The organism is Staphylococcus sp. HGB0015 (assembly GCF_000411275.1).
GTDB lineage: Bacteria > Bacillota > Bacilli > Staphylococcales > Staphylococcaceae > Staphylococcus > Staphylococcus schleiferi.
This window is the reverse complement of sequence record NZ_KE150417.1, coordinates 1,203,329-1,222,817: the sequence shown is the minus strand read 5'-3', so window position 1 is coordinate 1,222,817 and position 19,489 is coordinate 1,203,329. Positions and strand designations below refer to the sequence as shown.

23 protein-coding genes and 1 riboswitch are annotated in these 19,489 nt (G+C 34.5%); of the genes, 14 read left to right on the top strand and 9 right to left on the bottom strand.

The features are described from left to right. The first annotated feature begins 131 nt into the window (after window positions 1–131). The gene (locus HMPREF1208_RS05670; RefSeq protein WP_016425407.1) at window positions 132–968 is read left to right on the top strand and encodes an aldo/keto reductase; all 837 of its coding nucleotides are present in this window, start codon (window positions 132–134) and stop codon (window positions 966–968) included. A 73-nt stretch (window positions 969–1,041) separates the two neighbouring features. Here HMPREF1208_RS05670 and HMPREF1208_RS05665 read toward each other — a convergent pair whose 3' ends face one another. Genes HMPREF1208_RS05665 through HMPREF1208_RS05655 form a run of 3 tightly spaced genes read right to left on the bottom strand, consistent with a single transcriptional unit; the run spans window position 1,042 to window position 2,099 of the window. Next, entirely contained in the window at window positions 1,042–1,398 is a 357-nt protein-coding gene (locus HMPREF1208_RS05665; RefSeq protein ID WP_016425406.1) for a fluoride efflux transporter FluC, read from the bottom strand. Continuing rightward, complete coding sequence (gene crcB, locus HMPREF1208_RS05660) at window positions 1,395–1,760, bottom strand: fluoride efflux transporter CrcB (protein WP_016425405.1); 366 nt, start codon at window positions 1,758–1,760, stop codon at window positions 1,395–1,397. The genes HMPREF1208_RS05665 and crcB overlap by 4 nt, the downstream gene beginning before the upstream one ends. A gap of 36 nt (window positions 1,761–1,796) precedes the next feature. Next, complete coding sequence (locus HMPREF1208_RS05655; protein WP_016425404.1) at window positions 1,797–2,099, bottom strand: hypothetical protein; 303 nt, start codon at window positions 2,097–2,099, stop codon at window positions 1,797–1,799. A 155-nt stretch (window positions 2,100–2,254) separates the two neighbouring features. Between HMPREF1208_RS05655 and HMPREF1208_RS05650 the strand changes: the two genes are divergently transcribed. Both HMPREF1208_RS05650 and HMPREF1208_RS05645 read left to right on the top strand, forming a co-directional pair. Continuing rightward, the gene (locus HMPREF1208_RS05650; RefSeq protein ID WP_016425403.1) at window positions 2,255–2,965 is read left to right on the top strand and encodes a transaldolase; all 711 of its coding nucleotides are present in this window, start codon (window positions 2,255–2,257) and stop codon (window positions 2,963–2,965) included. Between the two features lie 247 nt (window positions 2,966–3,212). Then, entirely contained in the window at window positions 3,213–3,662 is a 450-nt protein-coding gene (locus HMPREF1208_RS05645; RefSeq protein WP_016425402.1) for a hypothetical protein, read from the top strand. 2 nt (window positions 3,663–3,664) lie between these two features. Here HMPREF1208_RS05645 and HMPREF1208_RS05640 read toward each other — a convergent pair whose 3' ends face one another. Then, a complete protein-coding gene (locus tag HMPREF1208_RS05640; protein WP_016425401.1) occupies window positions 3,665–4,093 on the bottom strand; it encodes a hypothetical protein in 429 nt (142 codons plus the stop codon). A 2-nt stretch (window positions 4,094–4,095) separates the two neighbouring features. Then, the gene (locus HMPREF1208_RS05635) at window positions 4,096–4,584 is read right to left on the bottom strand and encodes a sigma-70 family RNA polymerase sigma factor (protein WP_016425400.1); all 489 of its coding nucleotides are present in this window, start codon (window positions 4,582–4,584) and stop codon (window positions 4,096–4,098) included. 204 nt (window positions 4,585–4,788) lie between these two features. Between HMPREF1208_RS05635 and HMPREF1208_RS05630 the strand changes: the two genes are divergently transcribed. Both HMPREF1208_RS05630 and HMPREF1208_RS05625 read left to right on the top strand, forming a co-directional pair. Then, window positions 4,789–5,010: a hypothetical protein gene (locus HMPREF1208_RS05630; RefSeq protein WP_016425399.1), complete on the top strand. Its 222-nt coding sequence runs from the start codon at window positions 4,789–4,791 to the stop codon at window positions 5,008–5,010. A 156-nt stretch (window positions 5,011–5,166) separates the two neighbouring features. Next, the gene (locus HMPREF1208_RS05625) at window positions 5,167–6,030 is read left to right on the top strand and encodes an N-acetylglucosaminidase (RefSeq protein ID WP_016425398.1); all 864 of its coding nucleotides are present in this window, start codon (window positions 5,167–5,169) and stop codon (window positions 6,028–6,030) included. A gap of 321 nt (window positions 6,031–6,351) precedes the next feature. Here the strand turns inward: HMPREF1208_RS05625 and HMPREF1208_RS05620 are convergent, their stop codons facing one another. After that, window positions 6,352–7,239, bottom strand: coding sequence for an osmoprotectant ABC transporter substrate-binding protein (locus tag HMPREF1208_RS05620; protein WP_037559299.1), 888 nt, complete (start codon window positions 7,237–7,239; stop codon window positions 6,352–6,354). Window positions 7,240–7,464: 225 nt separating this feature from the next. Between HMPREF1208_RS05620 and HMPREF1208_RS05615 the strand changes: the two genes are divergently transcribed. The 5 genes from HMPREF1208_RS05615 to ribH all read left to right on the top strand — a co-directional run bounded on the left by HMPREF1208_RS05615 (window position 7,465) and on the right by ribH (window position 12,920). Next, window positions 7,465–9,024 carry an FAD/NAD(P)-binding protein gene (locus HMPREF1208_RS05615; protein WP_016425396.1) on the top strand — a complete coding sequence of 520 codons (1,560 nt, stop codon included), beginning with the start codon at window positions 7,465–7,467 and terminating at the stop codon, window positions 9,022–9,024. Window positions 9,025–9,294: 270 nt separating this feature from the next. Next, window positions 9,295–9,427: riboswitch (FMN riboswitch) on the top strand. A gap of 140 nt (window positions 9,428–9,567) precedes the next feature. After that, on the top strand, window positions 9,568–10,614 hold the full coding sequence (gene ribD, locus HMPREF1208_RS05610; protein WP_016425395.1) for a bifunctional diaminohydroxyphosphoribosylaminopyrimidine deaminase/5-amino-6-(5-phosphoribosylamino)uracil reductase RibD: 1,047 nt from the start codon (window positions 9,568–9,570) through the stop codon (window positions 10,612–10,614). Window positions 10,615–10,618: 4 nt separating this feature from the next. After that, the gene (locus HMPREF1208_RS05605; protein ID WP_016425394.1) at window positions 10,619–11,248 is read left to right on the top strand and encodes a riboflavin synthase; all 630 of its coding nucleotides are present in this window, start codon (window positions 10,619–10,621) and stop codon (window positions 11,246–11,248) included. Window positions 11,249–11,262: 14 nt separating this feature from the next. Beyond that, window positions 11,263–12,444, top strand: coding sequence for a bifunctional 3,4-dihydroxy-2-butanone-4-phosphate synthase/GTP cyclohydrolase II (locus tag HMPREF1208_RS05600; RefSeq protein ID WP_016425393.1), 1,182 nt, complete (start codon window positions 11,263–11,265; stop codon window positions 12,442–12,444). Window positions 12,445–12,461: 17 nt separating this feature from the next. After that, entirely contained in the window at window positions 12,462–12,920 is a 459-nt protein-coding gene (ribH, locus tag HMPREF1208_RS05595) for a 6,7-dimethyl-8-ribityllumazine synthase (RefSeq protein ID WP_016425392.1), read from the top strand. A gap of 204 nt (window positions 12,921–13,124) precedes the next feature. Here the strand turns inward: ribH and HMPREF1208_RS05590 are convergent, their stop codons facing one another. Beyond that, the gene (locus HMPREF1208_RS05590) at window positions 13,125–14,108 is read right to left on the bottom strand and encodes a proline dehydrogenase family protein (RefSeq protein WP_016425391.1); all 984 of its coding nucleotides are present in this window, start codon (window positions 14,106–14,108) and stop codon (window positions 13,125–13,127) included. 511 nt (window positions 14,109–14,619) lie between these two features. On the opposite strand from HMPREF1208_RS05590, the gene HMPREF1208_RS05585 reads away from it, so the two are divergent. The 4 genes from HMPREF1208_RS05585 to HMPREF1208_RS05570 all read left to right on the top strand — a co-directional run bounded on the left by HMPREF1208_RS05585 (window position 14,620) and on the right by HMPREF1208_RS05570 (window position 17,878). After that, window positions 14,620–14,952: a hypothetical protein gene (locus HMPREF1208_RS05585; RefSeq protein ID WP_016425389.1), complete on the top strand. Its 333-nt coding sequence runs from the start codon at window positions 14,620–14,622 to the stop codon at window positions 14,950–14,952. Window positions 14,953–15,154: 202 nt separating this feature from the next. Next, the gene (locus HMPREF1208_RS05580) at window positions 15,155–15,979 is read left to right on the top strand and encodes an alpha/beta fold hydrolase (protein ID WP_016425388.1); all 825 of its coding nucleotides are present in this window, start codon (window positions 15,155–15,157) and stop codon (window positions 15,977–15,979) included. Between the two features lie 156 nt (window positions 15,980–16,135). Then, window positions 16,136–17,089, top strand: a complete 954-nt coding sequence (locus HMPREF1208_RS05575) for an L-lactate dehydrogenase (RefSeq protein ID WP_016425387.1) — start codon at window positions 16,136–16,138, stop codon at window positions 17,087–17,089. Between the two features lie 378 nt (window positions 17,090–17,467). Continuing rightward, window positions 17,468–17,878, top strand: coding sequence for a transcriptional regulator, SarA/Rot family (locus HMPREF1208_RS05570; RefSeq protein WP_016425386.1), 411 nt, complete (start codon window positions 17,468–17,470; stop codon window positions 17,876–17,878). Window positions 17,879–17,926: 48 nt separating this feature from the next. Here the strand turns inward: HMPREF1208_RS05570 and HMPREF1208_RS05565 are convergent, their stop codons facing one another. Together HMPREF1208_RS05565 and HMPREF1208_RS05560 are read right to left on the bottom strand one after the other, a co-directional pair. Continuing rightward, window positions 17,927–18,487 carry a class I SAM-dependent methyltransferase gene (locus HMPREF1208_RS05565; protein WP_016425385.1) on the bottom strand — a complete coding sequence of 187 codons (561 nt, stop codon included), beginning with the start codon at window positions 18,485–18,487 and terminating at the stop codon, window positions 17,927–17,929. Further along, window positions 18,484–19,437 (bottom strand): TIGR01212 family radical SAM protein, encoded by a 954-nt coding sequence (locus tag HMPREF1208_RS05560; RefSeq protein ID WP_016425384.1) that lies wholly within the window; start codon window positions 19,435–19,437, stop codon window positions 18,484–18,486. Before HMPREF1208_RS05560 ends, HMPREF1208_RS05565 begins: the two co-directional genes overlap by 4 nt. Window positions 19,438–19,489 lie beyond the last annotated feature (52 nt).

The window sequence follows — 19,489 nt, the reverse complement described above, 5'->3', positions numbered from 1 at the left end:
TCTAGTCATCCTTGCCGGGGCGAGACAACGAAATCAAATAGATTTCTGTCTCGCTCCCAAGTTCAATGGCTTTAACATCTGCTGAAAATGATATAGCATGTAAGGTGGATAGAGTAAAGGAGCGATGTTGTATGTATGAAAAGTCTTTTTATAATGGAAATCGTATGCCTCAGGTGGGCTTAGGTGTTTTCCGTGTAGAAAATGATGATTCTGCGAAGGATGCGGTTAAGCATGCGATTAAGCATGGTTATCGTAGTATTGATACGGCGATGATTTACAAAAATGAAGAAAAAGTGGGCGAAGGTATTCGTGAAGCTTTAGAAGAAAATGACTTAAAGCGTGAAGATTTGTTTATTACGTCTAAGCTTTGGTTAAGTGATTATGGTCGTGACAATGTGGAAAAAGCTTATCAAGCTTCATTTTCGCGTTTAGGTTTAGATTACTTAGATTTATATCTTGTACATTGGCCAGGAACTGATGAAGATTTAATGATTGATACGTGGAAAGGGATGGAAGATCTTTACCAAGATCAAAAAGTTAAAAATATTGGTGTAAGTAATTTTAATGTTGAACATTTGGATCGTTTACTTGCCAATGTTCGTATCAAACCTGTGATTAACCAAGTTGAATTCCATCCATATTTGACACAAAAAGCTTTACATGAGTATCTTGATGCACAAAATATTCTTATGGAATCTTGGTCACCTTTAATGAATGCACAAATTCTAGACGATGCGACGGTAAAAAGTGTTGCAGATGAAGTAAACCGTTCAGCAGCACAGGTCATTATTCGTTGGAATGTACAACATGGTGTTGTAACAATACCTAAATCAATCACACCAAGTCGTATTGAAGAAAACTTAAATGTTTTTGATTTTGAATTATCTCAAGAACAGATGGGTCGCTTAGATGCGCTCAATGAAGATCGTCGTATTGGACCAGATCCTCTACAATTTAACGGTCAATAAAAACTATCAAAAACCCGAGATTTCGCAACGTTAGCGAGATCTCGGGTTTATGTTTTAGTATGTATGAATTATTTTACAAATGAAATTGGACACCTAACCAACAAGCGATAAAACATGCACCATATTGCAGGACGCTATATGTGACAAATAGAAGTCGTTTTTTCGACTGTTGAAGCATTTGTAATAACTCTAATGATAATGTTGAAAATGTTGTAAAACCGCCCAGTATACCGACAGCAAAAAATAATTGCGCTGCGTGTGAGGCAGTATAAATTTGAAAAAGGTAGCCGATTAGAAAAGAACCTAACAAATTAACGAATAAGGTAGTTATCGGTATTTTGAAAAAATCAAAGCTAGATAAGCGAGCTGTTACCATTGCTCGAAGGACAGCCCCAATACCGCCACCTATACATAATAGTAGGACATTCATTTGTGAAAACCTCCTAATCGATAACCTAGAAAACAGCATAAAATGCCACAACAATAACTGACGAGCGCATAACTTAGTAGTATCAGTAAATGACCATATTCAGCTAAATGAACGAGCTCAAATTGGAAGGTTGAAAAAGTGGTTAATGCCCCTAAAAAGCCAGTTGTTATGCCCTGTTTGACTTGAGGATGTTGGGTAAACCACTTTGTAGAGAGACGGGTAAAATATCCCATACCCATTGCCCCGATTAAATTAGCAAGAAAGGTGCCGATTGGAAACTGTGAGTCAACAGGGATGAAACTGATTTGCCATCTCAACAATGCACCTATCGCACCACCTATAAAGATATAAATATATTTCATGCAATCACCTGAACCTTAAATGGCTTCATGCGTCATTTAAATAATACCAAAGGTAAATAGGGAACTTACAATATGAATACAAATGACCACTAAAAGAATCCACGGTTGTATTCGTGACGCTTTATGTATCCAACTGCGTTGCTCTGGCAAATGTTTGATTGATTTGTCTGCAAAAACGATGGATGCAACTAAAATGACGAAGTTTACAATACTACATACAAAAATCAATTTTACAATTGAAGTAAAATGCTTTTCGAGCATAGGATTTTGTGTATTAAAATAAAAACTAATAAGCATTAACAATACCGATAAGTAAAAGTATTTTTTTGATTTGGACATAGTGCGCCTCCTTTATTTATCGATAGTAATCATATCATATTTTATTTGTGAATTGAACGAATGTTGTTCAAATGCAAAGCGTTAAAATAGCAGAATAGGACTTAAAAATGGTATAACTATAAATAGGATTAACAGCAATAAGGAGGCTATTTAAAATGGCAGAATTGAAAGTACGCGTATTTGCAGATGGTGCAGATATTGAACAAATGAAAAAAGCTTATCAAAATAAAGAGGTAGACGGTTTTACTACAAACCCAAGTTTAATGGCAAAAGCTGGCGTTAAAGACTATGTGGAATTTGCTAAAGAAGCAGTAGAGGCAATTCCTGATGCATCGATTTCATTCGAAGTTTTTGGCGATGACATGGAAACAATGGAAAAAGAAGCAGAAATCATCCAACAATTTGGTGAAAACATTTTTGTTAAAATTCCAGTTGTCAATACAAAAGGCGAATCAATGATTCCATTAATTGAAAAATTATCAGCTAAAGGCGTTAAATTAAATGTCACTGCTGTCTATACAATTGAACAAGTTAAAGCTATCACTGAAGCTGTCACTGAAGGTGTAGAAACATATGTGTCTGTTTTTGCAGGACGTATTGCAGATACAGGTGTTGACCCTATGCCATTAATGAAAGAATCAGTTGAAGTGACACATAGTAAAAAAGGCGTGCAATTATTATGGGCAAGCTGTCGCGAGTTATTCAATGTCATTCAAGCTGATGAAATTGGTGCAGATATCATTACTTGTCCATCAGACGTTGTGAAAAAAGTGTCTAACATTGGACGTGACATCAATGAATTATCTGTAGATACAGTTAAAGGATTTGAGAAAGATATTAAATCTTCTGGATTAAGTATCTTATAATTTTTAACTTGTGAGATAGATTTGAAATGAGTTCAATGGCTTTTTCCTTTATGGGAGTCAAGCTACGAAAAGTTTATAACAAGCTTAAACGTTAAAAAAGTGACTGTTTCTGAAGCATGAGTGTATGCTTTAGATGCAGTCACTTTTTAATTTCTAATGAGTGAGTTGCTTATTAAGGTAGGCGTTTGTGTTATGATAAAGTGAACAAGGAAAATGCTACAAAGATGAAAGGGGGCCTATGTTGCACATGCAGAATCAAGCATTTCAACATCAAATTGAAAAAGACTTATGGTATCTTAATCAACGTGAGAAAAAAGCACTGCGCACATATTTAAAATCGCATGACATGGATGATATACAGAATCAATATCGTACACCACAGCGATTTGTTTCCTATTATTTAAGGAATCATATTTTTTCGAATGAATTAAAAACGTCCAGTTATTTAACAATGACTTTGATAGGTTTGTTTGTTGTCAATGTGCTGTTACTAGGACTGTTTATAGGGGCATTACTCTTATGTTTAAGTTCAGCCCATTATTTTATCCAACCGAATATGAATTTATCAGTAGGATTAGTGATCACGATTATGTTAAGTGCGTTGATTTCTTTAGTGCTCATTGTCTATTTGATGAAAGTAGCGAATGGCTATTTTACAAAGCGACTCATCGATTATAAATTTAATAAAGCAAAATAAAGCTATAATAATTTGGAAAGCATCATTGCATCTTTCCATTTTTTTATAAATTGTATGAGTGGTATAGGGACGACGAGGGTGATATTGTGTTCAAAATGGACTTTCGTTTGTTCAAAATAAGAAGAGGCTGCGATGACTTGAACCATATTGATGAATATCTGTACAGGTGCACGTTGAGGTTGCATGGGGCATAGGATGAGTCTTGGATTCAAATAGAAGGGTGATAAATGATACGTATTTAAAAGTTGCATAGAGAAATTTTTCTGAGTGCGGAGGTCTTTTTGTGACGCTAATGCCAAATCGTTTAAGAAGCGATGAAGAGAATGCTGGCTATGGTGCGTATGAGATACATATTTAATCAAAAGTGGATACTCTATATTTTCAGAAGTTTTGAGGTAAAGCATAGTTTCGTGCGCATATTGTATCGTCATTGTTAAAATCCTTTCTTAATATCTTCATATGTGAGAACTTGCTTCAAGTGTTTCAAAGCATGCGTCTTATATTTCCTTATTGTAGTCGGAGAACGTTGCATCAACTGTTGAATTTCTTTTTGTCGATAGCCTTGTAAATAGTATCGCAACCATTGCTGTTCCGGAGGCTTCAAGGTTTTTGTTAAATCGCTTAACAACAAATGCGTCGTATTTAGAGCTGTCGTTTGTAATTCTATTTGCTTCATTTCTAGCGGCAACGGTGTGGGCTTTTGAGATGATTGACGTAATAAATCAATAAGATAGAATTGTAAGTGATAGGTGATATATTTTTTGAAGCTTTGATTGAAAGAAGGATTATATTTTAAAGATAGAGACCATAATTTGATTAATAAAAGTTGAAAGTACTCATCATAATTATAATCAATATGATACTTGTGCAGTAAAAAATGGATTAACTTATAGTATTGGACATAAAGTGTATTAAATTGCATGGACATGACTCCTCAATAATAAATGAACTGACCGGTCATTTCCTTTGTAACACAGCTAAAAGATTGAGGCATTCCACGATTTGTGCTATTTTATGTTTAATACAAGTTTTAGCAATGACAAATAGGTTTAAATTCTTTGTATATTTGTCGTTGAATGCATTTTAATGACATTTAATTTATTAGTTAACATTCGAGGAGGAAATTATGGACTACGATCATTTAAATTTAGAGCATTTTTTCGCGCGCAATGATGATTTAGATGTTATCCGAGATCGTTCAGAATTTGTAATGATTAACAACATGACAAAACAAATGATGTATCGAGATGGCGAAGTCGAAGGTACGATTGATCTCGCACGTTATTATTATAAAAACCGCTCTCAAGCTGCAAGTTTCATTATGATGGATTATCATCGCGATGAATAGTAATGAAGAACTTTACATATTCATTACTATTTTTTTATGAATGTGTAACAACGGGGGTATCTCGTTGTATAGATGCATTGAAGGTGGTAAAATTTGATTTCAAGCGGATAAAATAAATATATGAATTAAAATGAAACATTCTGAAGAGGTGTGTTTATGAGAAAGCACAAAAATGGCTCGATAATTGCTGTAATAGCGTCTTTTATTATTTTTGTTATTGCAGGTTTTTTCTTTTTTAGCATGATTAAAGATCAAATCTTTTTTAAGCATGTTAATCAAGTAGAGCAAGTTGAGAAACTAGATGTGACACTTGATAAGGCAGCAAAGAAACAAATTGATAACTATACTAGTCAACAAGTTTCAAATAAAAATCATACGAATTGGCGTGACGCATCTGATTCAGAAATTCGCGATGCGATGGATAGTTCGGTGTTTATGGATGACAAGAGACAGAAGTATCAATTTTTAAATTTGTCGAAATATCAAGGTATTGATAAAAACAGAATTAAAAGAATGTTGAGAAATCATCCAACATTATTGGCACATACGGATGATTTTTTAAATGCTGCTAAAGAAAAACAAGTGAATGAAGTTTACTTAATTTCACACGCTTTATTAGAAACTGGCTCAGTTATGTCAGAGTTGTCGAACGGTGTCGATATTGACGGTAAAAAATATTATAATTTTTATGGTGTTGGGGCACTTGATGAAGACCCTATTAAAACAGGTGCTAAATATGCGAAGAAAAAAGGCTGGGATACACCAGAAAAAGCGATTTATGGTGGCGCAGAATTTATCCATGATCATTACTTATCAAACCCAAATCAGAATACGTTGTACAGTATGAGATGGAATCCTAAAAATCCTGGTGAACATCAATATGCAACAGATATTAATTGGGCGAAAAGTAACGCCGTCATTATGGCAGATTTTTACAAAGATATGAAAACAGAAGGTAAATATTTTAACTGGTATGTTTATAAAGATGACAAAAAACATCAAGATGGTAAAAATTACTAGTCTATAGAGAATTTAAGAATATATGATAATCAATAAAATAAAGCGGAACAGAATCCAAACACTCGAGTGTAGGTTTCTGTTCCGCTTTATTTATGTTATAACTCTAGGAAGAAAGTGTATGTGTGATTCAAAGTTGCTTTATATATGCGTTGATACAGTCGATGCTTTATTATTCCGCTTTGTTACGACGTCCTAAGAGGAAAAATAAAGCAATTGTTAAAATGAGCACTTTACCAATTTTTTTAATCAAAATCAATCACCTCACTCTATTATAAGCTTGTTCAATTTCATTTTCAGTTCAGCTATTAAATATTGTCGTAATTAATGTTCAAAATAATGATGGGCTTTTAAGAAATCTTTTGCGACAACAGCAGGCTCTTTTCCTTCTCCATCTGCTTCATAATTCAATTTTTGCATTTGTTTTGTATTGATTTTACCTGATAAATCTTTTAAAGACTGTTTGAGTTCAGGATGTGTTTTTAAAATTTGATCTGTTGCAACGACACTCGCGTCATAAGGTGGGAAGAAGTGTTTATCATCTTTCAAAACAACAAGGTCATAGGCTGAAACACGACCATCAGTAGTATAACCTAATGCCACATCCAATTTTTTATTTTTTAAAGCGTCGTACACTAAACCAATTTGCATCGGTCGGATTGTATCAAAATCAAAACCATATGCTTTTGTAAAAGCAGGATACCCATCACCGGCGCGTTTGATCCAGGTACTATCTGTTCCTAAACGCAGTTCATCGCTATGTTTTTTTAAATCTGATACATTTTTTAGATGATACTTACGTGCTGTTTCTTTAGTGACCATAAACGCAAAAGTATTTTCAAATCCATAAGAGTCAAACCAAGTTTGGTGGAAACGTTTTTCAAATTCTTTTTGAGTAATCGCCATTGCTTTTTTAGGATTTTTGACTGGGTCCATTTCTAATGCACCGACAAGATCCGTACCCGTATAACGTGTCGAAGAAATATTTCCATCTCCATTGATTAAAGCATTATGTTGAATCGTACTAGAGCCCAAATTATTAATGATTGCGGGTTTGATTTTTCCTTTTGTATCATGCTCGATTTTAAGTCGAACCATGTGTGCCATAATTTGTGACTCACTCGTCGATAGTGCTGTGATTTTTACACTATCTTTTGAAGTCCCACCTAAACCGGGAAGTGAACAACCAGACAAAATAATCAAACTTAACATAAATAAAGCCAATTTTTTATACACGATGACAAAGCCTCCGAATATTAATATCATATCTTCAATTAAACAAAAAGGGTAAAAATATCTTGTGAGATTATTATACCATAGTAATTTTTTTAGTGTTCTTTATCACATTCGCATATAAAAATAACGTTTTTTCATTATTTCTTTTCATTAAGGGTATAATGAATTTGAATGAGATACTTAAAATAAGGATGATGCAAGATGAGAGTAGCCATTATAGGAATGGGCACAGCAGGTGTGAGTGTGCTCAGACAATTAGTTAAATACAAGCATTTTAAGAAAATTCAATTAGATATTTATGATAACGAGGAAAATATGGGGCAAGGCAAGCCCTTTCAAAATGATAGTGAGGATTTGCTCATCAATGTACCAGTTGATATGCTGTCATTGAATATCGATAATATTTTAGAATTTAGAGAATGGTATAACGAGCAAGATACATTTAATTACGGTGATGCGGACTATTTGCCACGTTATGTATTTGGTCATTACATGAAAAGCTATCTAGAACAAATTGATCATGCATTCGACAATGTAAATGTAATTAAAAAAGAAGTTAAACATATGTATATTGAAGAGCAAGCCAATGAAATCATTCCTAAGCGAATCGTTGTATGTACTGATGATGAAGTGGAATCTTGTAAAGACTATGACTATGTGTTTTTTACAATTGGTACGATGTCATATCACGACCCTTACCAACTCAAAGGTCAAAAGGGTTATATTCAAGCGCCTTATCCAGCTAATCAAACACTGTCAGAAGTTAAAAAAGATGACACAATTGCTATTATCGGTACGGGTTTGGCAAGTTTAGACGTCATTCGTTATGCATTGTCGCACCACCAGAAAAAGCCAATTATTATGGCGAGTCGTGGTGGTAAGTTGCCAAGTGTTCGGGGTGAGATGCAAACGATTAAATTTAAATATCTCACTCTTGAAAATTTTGACCAGTTAAAAGCAGAAAATATGGGTGTGGTTCCATTAGAAGAAGCGGTGGAATTATTTAAAAAAGAATGTGAAGTGCGAGAGATTCCACTTCAAAAATTGCTTAAACGTCGAAAATATGATGCGGTCCGTGATTTAAATTATGACTTGAATCATCCTGAAGATTTAGGGGCTTTGCAGAGTGTATTTGAGGCATTAAAAGAAAATATGGATTGGATTTGGAACAGTTTGAGTCGTGAAGATCAATCCCAATTTATAACGAAGTATCATAGATATTTAAAAGAAAATACGAATCCGATGCCGAGAGAAACAGCTTTATTGTTGATTGACGCAATTAAAGCTGGTGATTTAGAAATATTATCTGGACTCGAAAATGTACGCCAATATTACGGTAAATATCGACTTGCCTTTAAAAATAAAGAGGATGAATTAAAAGTGGGTATCGTCATCAATGCGACGGGGCCGAAAAAACATTTGAGTCAGTTAGATGAGGACGATGCACTGTTGTTGGATATTGCGAATCGAGAAATTATACAACCGCATCCAATGGGTGGAATTCAAATCGTGCCGTCTACAAATGAAGTAATCAGTCCATTGTATGGAACTTTGCGAAACTTAAGAGCAATTGGTCAAATTACCAATGGTGTCAATTTTGAACGTAATGGTGTGACAATGATTGTTCAACAAGCCGTGAGGGCAGTCGACAATTTATATGACACGTATAAAGCTAAAAAAGCGCTCGAAAAAGAGAAAAAGAAAGCGCAGAAAAAGGCGAAGAAAAAGAAAAAAGACAAGAAGAAGAAAAAGAAAAAATAAGGCATTCAACTTAGAAAATGACAACATGATTTATCTATTCTTTCAAAAGATTCGGTTCACTTTCTTTAAAGCGTCACTATGATTGTGATGCGTTAGAGGACAAGTCATATTTTTAGTAAGTTATATTATTATTTAATAATGATTTTTTATAGAATAAGTTTATTTCCTGATTTTATATTCAAACAATTGTAAAATTTAAAAAGATACGGTAATATAGACGCATGGACTTCGACAGTCCATGCGTATCTTTTATACTCAATACAATTTCATATATTCTTTCGGGGCTGGGTGAAATTCCCAACCGGCAGTAAATTAAAGCCTGCGACCCATATTGCAAAGCGATATGGCTGATCTAGTGAGAATCTAGAGCCGACAGTTAGAGTCTGGATGGGAGGAAGAATAGGTAGGACATTTTCACAAAGTATTGTGAAGCTTATTTGTCGTACCAAATGATAAATGAATACGTCTATCTTTTAAGAGATAGCGATTCCTAATTCCCACTACTCGATTTTCAACGAGTGGTTTTTTTATTGAGGTGAAAGATTGGAAAATTATTTAGAACAAGCAATACAACTCGCACAAATGGTCAACGGCCAAACAGGAACGAATCCTCCTGTAGGCGCTGTTGTAGTTAAACACGGTAGAATCATTGGATTAGGCGCACATTTAAGAAAAGGCGACAAACATGCTGAAATTCAAGCCATTGATATGGCTGGTGAAGCAAATGTAAAAGATGCATCGATTTATGTATCATTAGAGCCTTGTTCTCATTATGGAAGTACACCGCCTTGTGCCAAAAGAATCATCGACACAGGGATTAAAAAGGTGGTATACGCAGCTAAAGATATCACTTTAGATACAGAGGGTCACCAAATGATGGTAGAAGCGGGTATTGATGTAGAGTACCGTCCGATGAAACGAGCCTTGGATTTATATGCTGACTTTTTCAAAAGTAAATCAGAGGGACGACCTATTGTAACTGTCAAAGTCAGTGCAAGTATAGATGGCAAACAAGCTACAGATGTTGAAGAGAGTCAGTGGATTACATCAAAAGCTGTAAAGCAAGATGTTTTTAATTTGAGGCATAATCATGATGCCATTATCACTGGTAATGGGACACTTCGCAAAGATAATCCAAGTTTGACAACGCGTATTGAAGACGGACATCATCCGGCAAAAGTCATTCTTTCGCGTTCTGGTGACGTGAACTGGAATGCGCAACTCTTTAAAGATGAAACGACACCGATTTATATTTATACCGAGAACCATAGTTTAACATCGACAAAAGACCATATTCATATTATTAAAGCGAATCAATTAAATGTTGATTTTATATTAAAAGATTTATTTCAAAAAGGTTTCGGTCGGATACTTGTTGAAGCCGGACCGAACGTGACATCACAATTTTTAGCGTCACATGATGTGACTAACTTCATCCTATATTTAGCCCCGAAAATCATAGGTGGTCAAGGTAAATATCAATTTTATCAAACAGACGATGTAATGCCTTTAGACCAACTACCACAATTTGAAATTGTACACAGTGAAATAATAGATACCGACATGAAATTACGAATGAAGAGGAAGTGAATCCATGTTCACAGGTATCGTTGAAGAAATAGGTACAATTGAAAAAATTCAAAAGCGAAACCCCACAACTGAACTGACTATACAATGTCAACATATATTAACAGATATGCATATTGGTGATTCTATAAGTGTCAATGGCACGTGCTTAACGGTAACCACTTTTAACGCAAACAGTTTTTCAGTGGAAGTTATTTTAGGTACTGAAAATAAAACATATCTTGCAGAACTTAAGGCAGGCGATAAAGTCAATCTAGAGCGCGCGTTATTAGCCACTGGCCGTTTAGGAGGTCACTTTGTGCAAGGCCATGTAGATGGGAAAGGTCGTATCAAACAAATTCAATCATCACAAAATGAATGGATTTATACGATTGAAGCACCCACTATTTTAATGAATCAAATGGTTTCTCAAGGGTCTATTGCTGTTGACGGTATCAGTTTAACAATTTTTAAAAAGCACCCTCATGCTTTTGACATTCATTTAATTCCAGAAACAAGAAAAGCGACAACTTTATCTACGAAGAAACAAGGAGATCCTGTTCATTTAGAGACAGACATGTTATTTAAATATGTCCAAACGATTGCAACACAAAAATCAGACCTATCTATGGAAGATTTGCTGAAAGCAGGATTTTAATGGAGGCGTAAGTAATGAAATTAGATACAATTGATGAAGCGCTCAATGCTTTAAAAAAAGGAGAAATGATTATTGTTGTAGACGATGAAGATCGTGAAAATGAAGGAGATCTTGTTGCTATAACGGAGTGGATGCACGATGACACCATTAATTTTATGACTAAATATGGAAGAGGACTCATATGTGCACCTATTACAAAAGAAATCGCTGAAAAAGCAGGATTGGATGGAATGGTTAAACACAATAACGATCCACATGGTACGGCTTTTACACAAAGTATTGATCATATCCAATCGACAACTGGAATTAGCGCTTTTGAAAGGATGCAGACTGCACGTGCTTTAATTGATGAACAAATGGACCAACATACCTTTAACCAACCGGGCCATTTATTTCCGTTGATTGCAAAAACGCATGGTGTTTTAGAACGTCGTGGTCATACAGAAGCCACTATTGATTTAGCACGGTTAACGGGTGCTACACCTGCAGGATTAATTTGTGAAATTATGAATGAAGATGGAACAATGGCTAAAGGCGTGCAACTTGAACAGTTCAAAGAGATGCATCAATTGAAAATGATTTCTATTGAGGATCTTGTTGGACACATTAAAGTGAATCGTAAAATCATAACGGAACAAGCGAAAGTTAAGTTACCTACGCGATTTGGTACTTTTGATATGTATGGATTCACTTCGAATATAGATGGTACTGAACATTTAGCTATTGTGAAGGGTGAGATTCACCCAACGATGAATGTACGTATTCATTCTGCTTGCGCTACAGGAGATATTTTTCATAGTGCACGCTGTGATTGTGGAGATCAACTTGAAGCGGCAATGGCCTATATTGAACAACATGGTGGCATGATTTTATACTTACCCCAAGAAGGTAGAGGCATTGGCTTAATGAATAAATTAAAAGCTTATGAGTTGATTGAGCAAGGCTATGATACAGTTTCCGCTAATGAAGCGTTAGGTTTTGAACCAGATTTAAGAGAGTACGATATCGCAGCACAAATGTTAAGACACTTTAATGTAGAGCGCGTGCATTTATTGAGTAATAATCCAGAAAAATTTCATGGTTTAAAACGTTATGGAATTCAAATTGATGAGCGAATTCCGCTCATAGCTGAAGAAAATGAACACAATCATGATTATATGCACGTCAAAAAAACACAAATGGGACATATGATTTAAATATAGGAGGAAGAAAAATGAAATTTGAAGGTCAACTTATAGGTAAAGGTTTAAAAATAGGGATTGTTGTAAGTCGTTTTAATGATTTTATCACAGGTCGTTTAGTCGAAGGGGCACTTGATGCGTTAAAACGCCACCAAGTCGAAGCTGACGATATTGATATTGCTTATGTACCGGGAGCATTCGAACTTCCAATTGTGTCAAAGAAAATGGCACAAACTCAAAAATATGATGCAGTGATTACACTTGGCTGTGTGATTCGTGGTGCAACATCCCATTATGATTATGTTTGTAACGAAGCTGCTAAAGGCATTGCTAAAGCGGGAGACGATACAGGCATTCCTGTAATATTTGGTGTTTTAACAACTGAAAATATTGAACAAGCTATTGAACGTGCAGGTACAAAAGCAGGCAATAAAGGGGCAGAAGTCGCCGTTGGTGCAATAGAAATGGCTAACTTATTAAAACAGTTTTAATGAAATAAAGCGCTCATATTTCAATTACGTAGCGATTACCAAAATTTTATAATTGAAAACGATGATGTGGAGTGGCGCTAAGACATGATGTCAATAGAGACAGCCACTCCATTTTGTTAATGTGACATTAATAAGCAGAAGCCACAACAGCTACTATTTTGGCATGTTGTGGCTTTCTAAAGTTGACATGAGTGTCAAACTATTTTATTTATTTTTTAACAGCTTAAATAATGTACCGACTGCAAGTCCAATTGCACCTATAGAGAGAAGGACTTTTGGTTTTACAAATTCTTTGAAGGCTAATGTTAAGTTTTGAGGTCTTTCCGCTAATCGTCGCATGAAGTAACCAAACCAATCATCACCATAAGGGACATAAATCGTAAAATTATATCCTTCCTTTGCAATCGACTCTGCTAGATCACTTCTAAATCCATACAACATTTGAAATTCGAATTGAGATTTATCAATATGATTGTCCTCAACAAATTTTTTAACATGGTTAATGATTTTGTGATCATGTGTGGCAATTGAAGTAAAGCTTTTAGAATTTAATAATCTTTTTTCGATAAGTCGAATATAATTTTGATTAATTTCTTCCTTCGTTTGATAGGCGATATGTGGTGATTCTTTATAAGCGCCTTTAACTAAACGTAAGCGGAGTTCTGGATATTTATCGATGAGTACATCTGCTTTAAATAAGTAAGCTTGAATCACTGTTCCAATATTTGAATAATTGGGTTTTAATCGATCTAAAGTTTGTGTAATATCGAAAAGGCTATCGTACTTTTCTGTATCGATGTTAATGTGCATATGATCATAGCGATTTGCTTTCGAAACAATTTCTTCAATGTTTTCAAAACATAAGGCACGATTAAATTCGCTACCTAATTGGCTGAGCTTAACCGACATATGCGCGTTGAGTTGATTTTCGTGAATCGCATCCATAACTTTTAATATATTTTCTTTGGCTGCAATTGCATCACGCTCATTATTGACAAACTCACCTAGATTATCGACGGTTGCTGCAATATTTTTGTCGTTTAATTTCTTAATTGTAGCGACAACCTCTTCTATCGTGTTACCAGCAACAACTCTATTTGCACCTAATGAAGGTCCTACAGTTTTTGCTAATGAGTTTAAATAAGCATTGTTTGATAGTGTAATAAAAAAGTTTTTGATTAAGCTCATTTCAATTCCTCCCATATCCTTTGTTCATTGTCATAATAATAGTGTATCATGAACAGATAATGGAAGAAAACGTTTTCATAGTACATAATTACAATTTTAGCATCTATTTTTCTTTTAGAATTATGAATATTTAAATTTTTTATTTGTTACTTGTGACTAAGATGATAAATTGTGTGAAACGGTGAGTGGTGGTTTCTGTAAATTAGTATCAATCGGTTCTTGTGCTAGTGCTAAAAAGAGGGGCATCATAAGCAAAAACAATAAACTAATCACACATTTAACGATGATTTTCATTAACGACACCTTCAATTTAAATTTATTTTCAACTAAAACGTATCATATGATTATCAAGTAGGTGTGAAAATGTTGTAAAGATGCGCTTTAAAAAGTAAACAGTGCTAAATATTAACGCAATGTAAAGTTCGCGATTGAAACTTTACGATATCTTTAAATTTCAATCGTTATGTGCATGTTAAAATAAGAGTGAAATCTTTTTAAGGGAGATTATAACATGTTTAGAGATATGGCATTTTATATATTTGGGACACAGTTAGATACGTTTGTACAATACTTTGTTTTTGAACTTATTATTTTAGTTCTAATTGGTTTAATTGTGGGGGTGCTGACACACCGATTGTGGCTTGTAGCTGTTGTAATTATAGGGTTGAATCTCATTGATGCTGGTATTATAGCGAATTTTAATGCTTCTCAGGGAAATGGCTCACTGATTGGTCAATTTTTCTTAATGTTAGTCGCAAAGTTTTTCCCTACTTTTTATGAATTGCTTTTAGCAATTTTATTATTACGTTTACCGTTCATACGTAAAACTTTTAAATTATCTTAAAAATGGAAAGCGCAGCATCATAGTAAATATTTAAAGATCACACGCGCTTTTTTAATAGTTGTCAGTGACGCATATCAACAGGATAGAAAATTTACGTCTCAAGTAGATTTCTATCCTGTTTTTATGATTTCCTTTTTATTCGCAAACATGAATAAAATCACGCTATAATAAAAGGAAGAACGTAAAGGAAGGGTAATGTTGTATGTGGAAATGGGAAACAGATAATAAAGCTAAAGGCGTCATCGTTATTGTTCATAATATGTTAGAACATACAGGAAGATACGCCTATGTCATCACACATTTAAAACGTAATGGTTATCATGTGATTATGGGCGATTTACCTGGACAAGGCCAAACGTCACGTATGAATAAGGGCCAAATCGAAAGCTTTGAAATCTATCAAGAACGGGTACTTGAGTGGATTGAAATTGCAGAAGCGTATCATCTTCCTACATTTATTATTGGGGTCGGATTAGGTGGGCTCATTTGTGTCAATTTATTAGAAAAAGTGCAACTTGATATTGAAGGATTGATTTTAATTTCGCCATTGATGGCTTTTCATAATAGTAATAAGACACGTAAAAATTTCTTAACAGCGAACATTGGAGATGTCTCTAAAAGTGCCAAATTTGATCTCGGATTTCAAGTCACTGATTTGACTCGAAATCCTGAAGTTCAAGAAGAAACATTAAATGATGCAATGATGTTGAAGAAAGTAAGTTACCATTGGTACAAAGAAGTGATTAGAACAATGAAAGAAACTGCGGATCATATGAATCAATTCATGTGTATTCCTATGTGCGTCATGTATGGTACAGAAGATGTGATTTCAGATACGAAAGTAACTTATCAATTTGTGAATAATCTTAATTACGATGAGCTTTATTTTAAAGCGTGGGAAGGGTTAGCGCATGAAATTCATAATGAACCTGAACGTGAAGCCGTTATGCGTTATATCCTCAGCTTTTTAAATAATAAAGTTTTCGCAGCAGGATATTTAATCGACGATGAAAATAGTATTAAGTAATTATTTTAAACTATTGACAAATATTGGAAAATAATTTCTCTCTGCATTACAATAAATTTTTATTGAAATATTGTGATAAACATGGTAGATTATATGTGAAAAGAATCACAATTATTGTGATAAATATAAATTTGCAAAGTAGGAGCGTGTTTTTCAATGGGAAAAAACAGTAATAAAGTCGTATTAGTTGGTAATGGCGCAGTTGGCGCGAGTTATGCATTTACAATGGTAAGTCAAGGCGTCGCTGATGAATTAGTCATTATCGACATTAATAAAGACAAAGTACTTGGTGATGTACTTGATTTAAATCACGGCGCGCCATATGCTGAATCACCTGTAAAAGTTAAAGCAGGTGAATATAGCGATTGTGGTGACGCTGATCTTATTGTGATTTGCGCAGGTGCTCCACAAAAAGTCGGTGAAACACGATTAGACCTCGTAGAGAAAAATGCTAAAATTTATAAAGATATTATCACTTCCATTATGGACAGTGGTTTCGATGGTATCTTCCTTATTGCTGCTAATCCTGTTGATATTTTATCTTATGTAACGCTTAGATATTCTGGTTTACCTAAGCATAAAGTCATCGGTTCAGGCACAATTTTAGATACTGCACGCTTTAAACATTTAATTAGTGAAGCATTTGACGTTGCACCAAGCAGTGTTCATGCGAATATTATTGGTGAACACGGTGATTCTGAAGTTCCAGTATGGTCAAGTGCAACAATTGCAGGTGTTTCAATTTATGATGAATTGAAAAATGATCCTTCAAAATCACATCTAATTGAAGATATTTACGTACAAACACGTGATGCTGCATACGATATTATCAAAGCAAAAGGTGCAACGTATTATGGTGTAGCTATGGGATTAATGCACATTTCTAAAGCGATTTTGAAAAATCAAAATACAGTTTTAACAGTATCAAGTTACTTAGAAGGTGAGTATGGCCATAGTGGTGTATACACAGGTGTGCCAACAGTAATTAATGGTGAAGGCGCAACACACATCGTTGAAACACCTTTAAATGAAGAAGAAAAAGAAAAATTTGAAAAATCAGTGAATATCTTAAAAAATATGCAACAATCTATCAATCATCTTTTTGATTAATTAAGATAAAAATTTAGACAAACGCGGACATAAGTTCTCAATTTCCAAAGAAAGTACTTCAAAAGTCATTTAGACGTTTTTTGAGGTGCTTTCTTATTTTATATATCCGTCATGACTATGGTCACCGTGAATCTATTTATGCACAATTGAAAGCGTGTTGGATTATGACATATTTAATTTACATTTATAATCATCTATGATATTTTCGGTTTGATAGAAATCATAGAAAAATAACTACAAACCTAGAATTGTCAGTGGTATTTTAAGATTTAAAATTAATTTATTACCAATAAATCAAACTTTTATACATTATGATTAAATTATAATAATTTGGGTAAAGATTCATGATAGGCAGTCTAATTGAATGGGGGCTTAATCATGGCTAAAAAGAAAAACTATCAAGTAAGCGATATTGTGTTATTAGATAATCTTCAAAAAGAGGTTGAATATATTTTTGAAGCGATTGAGGAGAAGTATCATTTATCAAAAGAAGAATTTTTGATTTTACTTACACTTTGGGATAAGGGGTCAATGACATTAAAAGACATCGATCATTATGTCAAAGTCAAAACGTACAAACGGACAAGAACTTTCAACAATCTTGTAGAGTTGAAATGGCTAGTAAAAGAAAGACCATCTGATGATGAAAGAACAGTCATTATTCATTTTAATGAAGAAAAAGAACAAGATAAACAAGAATTGATTAACTTTGCGTGTAGTGAAATTGAAAACCGAGAACAAAACTTAAAAGATTTACTGAATTCCATTATACACGGTTGCGATATATAATAAAAACGGGATTTGAGGCCATAGAACGTCTCAAATCCCGTTTTTGTTTTATCTTTTTTCAATGCCTATAATAAAAGGGGGACGATTTTGTTGATTGATGAATTCGTATTTCAAGATATGTGCTTTTTGCTGATCAAATGCTGTTAAATATTGCAATAGCGCTTGACTTTCTTCATAACCTTCATCGTGCCCAGGATATACCGCTAACACGATGATACCTTGAGGTTGCAAAAGTTCAAAAATGTGCTCTATCGCTTGAATTGTCGTTGAAGGCCGTGTGACAATAGATTTATCTCCTTTAGGTAAATAACCTAAATTAAAAAGTGCAGCATGTATGCGATTGTGATGTTTCTCTGAAATATATTGGGTAATTTTTTCATGACCCGTTTGGTAAAGTGACACATTTTTAAAATCGGCAACTTTCTTCGCGGTATTTTCAATTGCCGTTGCTTGAATGTCACAGCCATACACATGACCGGAAGGGACGGCCTGTGCTAGAAAAAGCGTGTCATAACCATTTCCACAAGTTGCATCAATTACAACGCTTTCGGGTGTAATATGACTTTGGATGAGTGATTTTGCGAATGGGAGGATACGTTCAACGATCATAGTTGTACCTGTGCTTCATAGTATTGACCTTGTACTGTACCACGTCTTTCAAGTTCAGCATCAATATCATTCAATACTTCCCATTTGTTCACACTCCACATTGGTCCAATCATTAAATCAATCGGACCATCACCTGTGATTCGATGAACGACCATTTCAGGTGGCAGTTGTTCAAGTTGGTCACACACTAAGTGAATATATTCTGTTTTAGACATAAAATTAAGTAACCCTTTTTCATACTGTTTTACCATTGGCGTTCCTTTTAATAGATGGAGAAGGTGAATCTTAATCCCTTGAACATCCATTTGTGCCACAGTTTTAGCAGTTTCCATCATCATGTCATAGTCTTCACCAGGTAGCCCATTAATAATATGAGAGCAGACATTGATATTATGTTTTCTAAGTTTAGCGACACCTTCATAGTAACAATCCATATCATGTGCGCGATTGATTAAGTCAGATGTAGACTGGTGGACCGTTTGGAGACCCAATTCGACCCATAAATATGTACGTTGATTCAATTCGGCTAAATATTCAACAACATCATCTGGTAAACAATCTGGACGTGTTCCAATGGATAAACCAACGACGCCAGGTTGTTTTAAAGCACTTTCAAATTTTTCGCGGAGCACTTCTACAGGTGCGTGTGTATTAGTGAATGCTTGGAAATAGGCAATATATTGGCCTTCATGCCATTTTTCATGCATGCGCGATTTTATTTCATTAAATTGTACTTCTATTGGATCAACACGATTACCCGCAAAGTCTCCGCTACCCGCTGCAGAACAAAATGTACAACCGCCATGTGCGACAGTTCCATCTCGATTTGGACAATCGAAGCCGGCATCGAGTGCCACTTTGAATATTTTTTGATTAAATTTATTTTTTAGAAGATAGTTTAATGTGTGATAGCGTTTTTGATTAAATGCGTATGGAAAATAAACCCCCATGATTATCGTCCTTTCAAAATTCATAATTAAAACGGATTTTTTGATACTGTGT